Annotated in this window: 8 protein-coding genes; 6 read left to right on the top strand and 2 right to left on the bottom strand. The window is 64.6% G+C overall.

Annotated elements, in window-relative coordinates; all coding sequences use genetic code 11:
• The coding region (locus AC3WLY_RS34875) for an IS5 family transposase (RefSeq protein WP_492332758.1) at positions 1-445 on the top strand (445 nt) is incomplete at its 5' end.
• Here AC3WLY_RS34875 and AC3WLY_RS34870 read toward each other — a convergent pair.
• Complete coding sequence (locus AC3WLY_RS34870) at positions 442-510, bottom strand: hypothetical protein (protein ID WP_492332759.1); 69 nt, start codon at positions 508-510, stop codon at positions 442-444. The two genes, AC3WLY_RS34875 and AC3WLY_RS34870, sit on opposite strands and share 4 nt — an antisense overlap.
• Before the next feature lie 430 nt (positions 511-940).
• Between AC3WLY_RS34870 and prnA the strand changes: the two genes are divergently transcribed.
• The 4 genes from prnA to prnD are packed head-to-tail and all read left to right on the top strand — an operon-like array spanning position 941 to position 6561.
• Positions 941-2557 carry a tryptophan 7-halogenase PrnA gene (gene prnA, locus AC3WLY_RS34865; protein ID WP_492310858.1) on the top strand — a complete coding sequence of 539 codons (1617 nt, stop codon included), beginning with the start codon at positions 941-943 and terminating at the stop codon, positions 2555-2557.
• On the top strand, positions 2557-3642 hold the full coding sequence (gene prnB / locus AC3WLY_RS34860; protein ID WP_492310857.1) for a monodechloroaminopyrrolnitrin synthase PrnB: 1086 nt from the start codon (positions 2557-2559) through the stop codon (positions 3640-3642). Before prnA ends, prnB begins: the two co-directional genes overlap by 1 nt.
• 44 nt (positions 3643-3686) lie before the next feature.
• Positions 3687-5387, top strand: a complete 1701-nt coding sequence (gene prnC, locus AC3WLY_RS34855) for a monodechloroaminopyrrolnitrin halogenase PrnC (RefSeq protein WP_175959182.1) — start codon at positions 3687-3689, stop codon at positions 5385-5387.
• A gap of 25 nt (positions 5388-5412) precedes the next feature.
• Positions 5413-6561, top strand: coding sequence for an aminopyrrolnitrin oxygenase PrnD (gene prnD / locus AC3WLY_RS34850; protein ID WP_175959181.1), 1149 nt, complete (start codon positions 5413-5415; stop codon positions 6559-6561).
• On the opposite strand, the gene AC3WLY_RS34845 is transcribed toward prnD, so the two are convergent.
• Positions 6558-6740 (bottom strand): hypothetical protein, encoded by a 183-nt coding sequence (locus tag AC3WLY_RS34845; protein ID WP_492310856.1) that lies wholly within the window; start codon positions 6738-6740, stop codon positions 6558-6560. The genes prnD and AC3WLY_RS34845 overlap by 4 nt on opposite strands.
• A 202-nt stretch (positions 6741-6942) precedes the next feature.
• Here AC3WLY_RS34845 and AC3WLY_RS34840 point away from each other — a divergent pair, with 202 nt between their 5' ends.
• The gene (locus AC3WLY_RS34840) at positions 6943-8187 is read left to right on the top strand and encodes a cation:proton antiporter (protein WP_492310855.1); all 1245 of its coding nucleotides are present in this window, start codon (positions 6943-6945) and stop codon (positions 8185-8187) included.
• Positions 8188-8205: the final 18 nt, after the last annotated feature.

The raw sequence follows: 8205 nt of genomic DNA, 5'->3' as shown, positions 1-8205 counted from the left end.
CCCGACGGACCGAGGCAAGCTCGGATCGAAGCGACACATCGTCGTAGATGCACGCGGCATCCCGCTGGCTGTCGTGATCACGGGAGCCAATCGGCACGATTCGATGGCATTCGAGCCCACGCTTGATTCCATTCCTGCGGTATCGGGCCTGAACGGGCAGCCGCGCAAGCGGCCGAGCAAACTGCACGCCGACAAAGGGTATGACTTCGCTCGTTGCCGGCGCTATCTGAGACAGCGCGGCATCAAGGCCCGTATTGCCCGCCGTGGTATCGAAAGCAGTGAGCGGCTCGGGCGTCATCGTTGGGTCGTCGAGCGCACACATGCCTGGTTTGCTGGTTTCGGCAAGCTCCGGATTCGCTTCGAGCGCCGCCTCGATATTCATGCCGCTTTGCTTGCTCTGGCTGCCGCCGTCATCTGCTCTAGATTCGTGGATGACTTGTGTTAGCGACTCCCAATCGGTGAGATTTTTACCTTGTAACCATACGCTTTGGAAACATAGGCGACGGTCATCCATCCCGCGCTTCCTCCGCCCGCAATCAGGATGCTTTTCACCAAATTCCACATAATCCCTCATGTGACCAAAATTGAACTGTTTAGCTCGGCGGCACAATCCGACTTTCCATTGCCGTTTTTATTGGGATTTATGCGGCCCAAGCTAACGTAGTTGTCCACGGTTGCTGCAACAATAGGGATTGTTTAATAAACAAGCGACAACCATCAAATTGCTAAAAAATAAAAAACTCCAATATGAAATTATTTCCTTTCGGCACGTATAGTTTTCCGATTTGGGATGGATAAATTAAATGTGGCGGATAAAAAATCAAAATCCTGTCAAATATATCAGTTTGATTTAAGCAATCGCCAGCCTATTCTGGGTGCCGATTAATTGGCCACCCTCTCAGAAGTCCATTCGGTTTTTAAATCCTATGGGAAGCGTGTCATGAGCAATCCGATCAAGAATATCGTCATCGTGGGCGGCGGCACCGCGGGCTGGATGGCCGCCTCGTACCTCGTCCGGGCGCTCCAACAGCAGGCGAACATTACGCTCATCGAGTCTGCGGCGATCCCCCGGATCGGCGTGGGCGAGGCGACCATCCCGAGTTTGCAGAAGGTGTTCTTCGACTTCCTCGGGATACCGGAGCGGGAGTGGATGCCCCAGGTGAACGGCGCGTTCAAGGCCGCCATCAAGTTCGTGAACTGGAGGAAGTCTCCCGACCGCTCGCGCGACGATTACTTCTACCATTTGTTCGGCAGCGTGCCGAACTGCGACGGCGTGCCGCTTACCCACTACTGGCTGCGCAAGCGCGAACAGGGCTTCCAGCAGCCGATGGAGTACGCGTGCTACCCGCAGCCCGGGGCGCTCGACGGCAAGCTGGCACCGTGCCTGGCCGACGGCACCCGCCAGATGTCCCACGCGTGGCACTTCGACGCGCACCTGGTGGCCGATTTCCTGAAGCGCTGGGCCGTCGAACGCGGGGTGAAGCGCGTGGTCGACGAGGTCGTGGACGTTCACCTGAACGAGCGCGGCTACATCTCCAGCCTGTCCACGAAGGAGGGGCGCACGCTTGAGGCGGACCTGTTCATCGACTGCTCCGGCATGCGGGGGCTCCTGATCAACCAGGCCCTGAAGGAACCCTTCATCGACATGTCCGACTACCTGCTGTGCGACAGCGCGGTCGCCAGCGCCGTGCCCAACGACGACGCGCGCGACGGGATCGAGCCGTACACCTCGGCGATCGCCATGAACTCAGGGTGGACCTGGAAGATTCCGATGCTGGGCCGGTTCGGCAGCGGCTACGTCTTCTCGAGCAAGTTCACGTCGCGCGACCAGGCCACCGCCGACTTCCTCGACCTGTGGGGCCTCTCGGACAATCAGCCGCTCAACCAGATCAAGTTCCGGGTTGGGCGCAACAGGCGGGCGTGGGTCAATAACTGCGTCTCTATCGGGCTGTCGTCGTGCTTTTTGGAGCCCCTGGAATCGACGGGAATCTACTTCATCTACGCGGCGCTCTACCAGCTCGTGAAGCACTTCCCCGACACCTCGTTCGACCCGCGGTTGACCGACGCATTCAACGCCGAGATCGTCTACATGTTCGACGACTGCCGGGATTTCGTCCAGGCGCACTATTTCACCACGTCGCGCGAAGACACGCCGTTCTGGCTCGCGAACCGGCACGACCTGCGGCTCTCGGACGCCATCAAGGAGAAGGTCGAACGTTACAAGGCGGGGCTGCCGCTGACCACCACGTCGTTCGACGATTCCACGTACTACGAGACCTTCGACTACGAATTCAAGAACTTCTGGTTGAACGGAAACTACTACTGCATCTTTGCCGGCTTGGGGCTGCTGCCCGACCGGTCGCTGCCGCTCTTGCAGCACCGGCCGGAGTCGATCGATAAGGCCGAGGCGATGTTCGCCCGCATCCGGCGCGAGGCCGAGCGTCTGCGGACGAGCCTGCCGACGAACTACGACTACCTGCGGTCGCTGCGTGAGGGCGACGCGGGGCTGTCTCGCAGCCAGCCCGGGCCGACGCTCGCGACGCCGGAGGTCCTGTAGTGGAAAGCGCCCTGGACCCGGTATGCACATTCGCGGCCACGCACGCCGAGGTGGCAGCCTGCGATCCGCTGCAGGCGAGGGCGCTCGTCCTGCAACTGCCGGGCCTGAATCGCAGGAAGGACGTGCCCGGCATCGTCGGCCTGTTGCGCGAGTTCCTTCCGGTGCACGGCGTGCCGTCCGGCTGGGGCTTCGTCGAAGCCGCAGCCGCGATGCGGGACATCGGGTTCTTCCTGGGGTCGCTCAAGCGGCACGGACACGAGCCCGTGGACGCAGTGCCCGGGCTCGAGCCGGTGTTGCTCGACCTGGCGCGTGTGACCGACCTGCCGCCGCGCGAGACGCTCCTGCATGTGACGGTCTGGAACCCCGCGGCGGCCGACGCGCAGCGGAGCTACACCGGGCTCCGCGACGAAGCGCACCTGCTCGAGAGCGTACGCATCTCGATGGCGTCCCTCGAGGCGGCCATCGCGTTGACCGTCGAGCTGTCCGACGTGCCCCTGCGGTCGCCCGCGTTCGAGCAAGGGTGCGTCGAGCTGGCGGCCTATCTTCAGAAAATGGTCGAATCGATCGTTTACGCCTACCGCTTCATCTCGCCGCAAGTCTTCTACGACGAGCTCCGCCCCTACTACGATCCGATTCGAGTCGGGGGGCAGAGCTACCTCGGCCCCGGCGCCGTAGAAATGCCCCTCTTCGTGCTGGAGCACGTCCTGTGGGGCTCGCAATCGGACCACCCGGCTTATCGAGAATTCAAGGAGACGTACCTGCCCTATGTGCTTCCCGCGTTCAGGGAGGTCTACGCCCGGTTCGCCGGGGGGCCGGCGCTCGTCGACCGCGCGCTCGACGAGGCGCAAGCGGCCCGCGTGCGGGGCGAACCCGTCGGGGCCGGGCTGGCGGCCCTCGAGCGGGTCTTCGAGATCCTGCTGCACTTCCGGGCGCCTCACCTCAAGTTGGCGGAGCGGACGTACGAAGCCGGGCGAAGCGGCCCCACGATCGGCAGCGGGGGATACGCGCCCAGCATGCTCGGCGATCTACTCACGCTCACGCGGGCCGCGCGGTCCCGCCTCCGCGCCGCGCTCGACGAATCCTGACGCGCGCGGCCATGTGTTCCATCTCACAAGGAGAGATTGCCCCCATGACTCAGAAGAGCCCCGCGAACGGGCGCGATAGCAACCACTTCGACGTGATCATCCTCGGCTCGGGCATGTCCGGCACCCAGATGGGGGCCATCCTGGCCAAACAACAGTTTCGCGTGCTGATCATCGAGGAGTCGTCGCACCCGCGGTTCACGATCGGCGAATCGTCGATCCCCGAGACGTCTCTTATGAACCGCATCATCGCCGATCGCTACGGCATTCCGGAGCTCGACCACATCACGTCGTTCTATGCGACGCAGCGTTACGTCGCGTCGAGCACGGGCATCAAGCGCAATTTCGGCTTCGTGTTCCACAAGCCCGGCCAGGAGCACGACCCGAAGGAGTTCACGCAGTGCGTGATTCCCGAGCTGCCGTGGGGGCCGGAGAGCCATTATTACCGGCAAGACGTCGACGCCTACCTGTTGCAAGCCGCCATCAAATACGGATGCACGGTCCGCCAGAAGACGAACGTGACCGAATACCACGCCGACAAGGACGGCGTCGCGGTGACTACCGCCCAGGGCGAACTGTTCACCGGCCGGTACATGATCGACTGCGGGGGGCCCCGCGCGCCGCTCGCGACCAAGTTCGGGCTCCGCGAAGAGCCGTGCCGCTTCAAGACGCACTCGCGCAGCCTCTACACGCACATGCTCGGGGTCAAGCCGTTCGACGACATCTTCAAGGTCAAGGGGCAGCGCTGGCGCTGGCACGAGGGGACCTTGCACCACATGTTCGAGGGCGGCTGGCTCTGGGTGATTCCGTTCAACAACCACCCGCGGTCGACCAACAACCTGGTGAGCGTCGGCCTGCAGCTCGACCCGCGTGTCTACCCGAAAACGGACATCTCCGCGCAGCAGGAATTCGACGAGTTCCTCGCGCGGTTCCCGAGCATCGGGGCGCAGTTCCGGGACGCCGTGCCGGTGCGCGACTGGGTCAAGACCGACCGCCTGCAGTTCTCGTCGAGCGCCTGCGTCGGCGATCGCTACTGCCTGATGCTGCACGCGAACGGGTTCATCGACCCGCTCTTTTCCCGGGGGCTCGAGAACACCGCGGTGACCATCCACGCGCTCGCGGCGCGCCTCATCAAGGCGCTGCGCGACGACGACTTCTCCCCCGAGCGCTTCGAGTACATCGAGCGCCTGCAGCAGAAGCTTTTGGACCACAACGACGACTTCGTCAGCTGCTGCTACACGGCGTTCAAGGACTTCCGGCTGTGGGACGCGTTCCACAGGCTGTGGGCGGTCGGCACGATCCTCGGGCAGTTCCGGCTCGTGCAAGCCCACGCGCGGTTCCGCGCGTCGCGCGACGAGGGCGACCTCGATCACCTCGACAACGATCCCCCGTACCTCGGGTACCTGTGCGCGGACATGGAGGAGTACTACCAGTTGTTCAACGACGCCAAGGCCGAGGTCGAGGCCGTGAGCGCCGGGCGCAAGCCGGCCGAGGAGGCCGCGGCGCGGATTCACGCCCTCATCGACGAACGAGAGTTCGCCAGGCCGATGTTCGGCTTCGGGTACTGCATCACGGGGGACAAGCCGCAGCTCAACAACTCGAAGTACAGCCTGCTGCCGGCGATGAAGCTGATGTACTGGACGCAAACCAGCGCGCCGGCAGAGGTGAAAAAGTACTTCGACTACAACCCGATGTTCGCGCTGCTCAAGGCGTACATCACGACCCGCATCGGCCTGGCGCTGAAGTAATCGACCGACGACCACACAAAAAACGATGGACGACATTCAATTCGATCAACCGAGCGTCAAGGAGCAACCCCAGGCGGCGTACGACGCGACCACGCGCGTGGCCGCGAGCTGGTACGTCGCGATGCGCTCGGACGACCTCAAGGACAAGCCGACGGAGTTGACACTGTTCGGCCGTCCGTGCGTGGCGTGGCGCGGCGCGACGGGGCGGGCAGTGGTGATGGACCGCCACTGCTCGCACCTCGGCGCGAACCTGGCCGACGGGCAGATCAAGGACGGGTGCATCCAGTGCCCGTTTCACCACTGGCGGTACGACGAGCAGGGCCAGTGCGTTCACATCCCCGGCCACAGCCCGGAGGTGCGCCGGCTGGAGCCCGTCCCGCGCGGGGCGCGCCAGCCGACGTTGGTCACCGCCGAGCGGTACGGCTACGTGTGGGTCTGGTACGGCTCCCCGCAGCCGCTGCACCCGCTGCCCGAAATCGCCGCGGCCGACGTCGACAACGGCGACTTCATGCACCTGCACTTCGCGTTCGAGACGACGACGGCGGTCTTGCGGATCGTCGAGAACTTCTACGACGCGCAGCACGCGACCCCCGTCCACGCGCTCCCGGTCTCGGCCTTCGAGCTCAAGCTCTTCGACGATTGGCGCCCGTGGCCGGAGGTCGAGTCGCTGGCCCGGGCGGGCGCGTGGTTCGGCGCCGGGATCGACTTCACCGTGGACCGGTACTTCGGGCCCCTCGGCATGCTGTCGCGCGCGCTCGGCATGGACATGTCGCAGATGAACCTGCACTTCGACGGCTACCCGGGCGGGTGCGTCATGACGGTCGCCCTGGACGGAGACGTCAAATACAAGCTGCTCCAGTGCGTGACGCCGGTGAGCGACGGCAAGAACGTCATGCACATGCTCATCTCGATCAAGAAGGTGGGCGGCGCCCTGCGTCGCGCGACCGACTACGTGCTGTTCGGGCTGCAGACCAAACAGGCCGCGGGGTACGACGTCAAAATCTGGAACGGGATGAAGCCGGACGGCGGCGGCGCGTACAGCAGGTATGACAAGCTCGTGCTCAAGTACCGCGCGTTCTACCGGAGCTGGGTCGACCGCGTCGCCGAGGCGACCGCTCAACCGCGCGACCGCGCCGCCGCGAGTGAGCGGCAATGCGTGAGTCGGCAGCCCTAGCCGGGCCGGTCTCGGCCGCATCGTTCCGTCAGGCGCTCGCGAACCTGGCGAGCCTGGGTAGGGGGGCACGGACGCACGACGGCGTTGTCGGCGCCGAGCGCTTCGGCGTCAGCGTCCTCGAAGAGCGCCAGGCGTGGATCGCCGAGCGATCCGCGCGCCCCGACGTCGATCAGCTCCATGCCTCGTTTCGATGACGCCATTCTTCGCTTCGCGATTCAGGGGTCTGGGGAGCAATGGAGCAGGGAAGTCAGTTGAGGTAAGCGGCTCGGCGCGACGAGTACGTGAACCACACTGCAGCCGGCTCCGTCGAGCTCGAACGGCTGTCACCCGCTTGTCCGTCTTCCGCGTTTTTGCGTCGGTCGCCCTTTCCTGAGGCATTGAATGACTATCTGGCTGCTACAACTCGTGGTCGTGATCGGACTCTGCAACGTTTGCGGCCGCATTGCCGAACGGCTCGGCCAGTGCGCGGTCGTCGGCGAGATCGCGGCCGGCCTGCTGCTCGGGCCTTCGCTGTTCGGCGTCATCGCACCTGATTTCTACGATGTGCTGTTCGGCCCGCGTGCGCCGTCGGGAATGGCGCAAGTCAGCGAGGTCGGTCTGGTGTTGCTGATGTTTCAGGTCGGTCTGCACATGGAGCTCGGCGTCACGCTGCGCGGCAGCCGGTGGCGCGTGCCGGTTGCGATTGCGGCAGGCGGCCTGTTCGTGCCGGCCGCGATCGGCATGATCGTGGCGGTCGTGTCGAAGGGGACGCTCGCCAGCGATGCACCGGCGTTGCAGTACGTGCTGTTTTGCGGCGTCGCGCTCGCGGTATCGGCGGTGCCGGTCATGGCGCGCATTGTCGATGACCTGACGCTCGGCGCGATGGCGGGCGCGAGGCATGCGATGTCTGCCGCGATGCTCACCGACGCGCTCGGCTGGATGCTGCTTGCGGCAATCGCATCGTTGTCGAGCGGGCCGGGCTGGGCATTCGCGCGCATGCTCGTCAGCCTGCTCGTCTATCTGGCGCTGAGCGCGCTGCTGGTGCGCTTCGTGGTCCGCCCGGCGCTCGCGCGGCTCGCATCGACGGCGCATGCCTCGCGCGACCGGCTGGCAGTATTGTTCTGCTTCGTGATGGCGTCGGCGCTGGCGACCTCGATGATCGGGTTCCACAGCGCATTCGGCGCGCTTGCCGCGGCGCTGTTCGTGCGGCGTGTGCCGGGCGTCGCGAAGGATTGGCACGATAGCGTCGAGGGCTTCGTCAAGCTGGTGCTGATGCCGGTGTTCTTTGCCCATGCGGGGCTGCATGCGTCGGTAGGGACGATCGACGACGCGACTTCATGGCTGTGGTTCGGGGTGTTTTTCGCGGGCGGGTTCGTCGGCAAGTTCGGCGGCAGCTATCTGGGTGCGCGCGCCACCGGGCTTGCGCCGCACGACGCGATGCTGGTGGGCTCGCTGATGAATACGCGCGGATTGATGGAGCTGATCGTGCTATCGATCGGTCTGCAGATGCAGATTCTTCCGGCGCGTGTTTACACGATTCTCGTCGTGTTCGCGCTGGCGACGACGGCGCTGACCGCGCCGCTCGTCAGGTTTACGCTGCGCATGCAATCGCGCTCGACGCCGGCGATTTCGGTCGCCGGCAAGTGAGGCGGCGCCGGACGCGAG

The sequence above is a fragment of the Burkholderia sp. FW306-1C-G01B genome (assembly GCF_058781685.1).
Note: the sequence above shows the minus strand (reverse complement) of the source record. Positions and strands in the feature narration are given on the sequence as shown.